Below are 293 nucleotides of genomic sequence, written 5' to 3' on the forward strand. Positions count from 1 at the left end.
GAGCGGATGACGAGACTCGAACTCGCGACCCTCACCTTGGCAAGGTGATGCGCTACCAACTGCGCTACATCCGCGTTGCGCCTCGGTTTCCCGTGGTGCGAGGGGAACTTTATCCGACGGGCCCCAGAAGTTCCAAATCGGCTGATCTTGAGCGTGCCAGACCTGTAAACGACAGTGGGGCCAGGTGCGATGTGCACCTGGCCCCACTGGTGATCCGAGTGGACGATACTGGGATTGAACCAGTGACCCCTACCGTGTCAAGGTAGTGCTCTCCCGCTGAGCTAATCGTCCGA

Annotated in this window: 2 tRNA genes; both read right to left on the bottom strand. The window is 59.7% G+C overall.

Going from position 1 to position 293, the window contains the following annotated elements:
- Position 1: 1 nt before the first annotated feature.
- Positions 2 to 74 (bottom strand) — tRNA-Gly (locus UK23_RS19420).
- 145 nt (positions 75 to 219) lie between these two features.
- Positions 220 to 291 (bottom strand) — tRNA-Val (locus UK23_RS19425).
- Positions 292 to 293 lie beyond the last annotated feature (2 nt).

The organism is Lentzea aerocolonigenes (assembly GCF_000955955.1).
GTDB classification, from domain to species: domain Bacteria; phylum Actinomycetota; class Actinomycetes; order Mycobacteriales; family Pseudonocardiaceae; genus Lentzea; species Lentzea aerocolonigenes_A.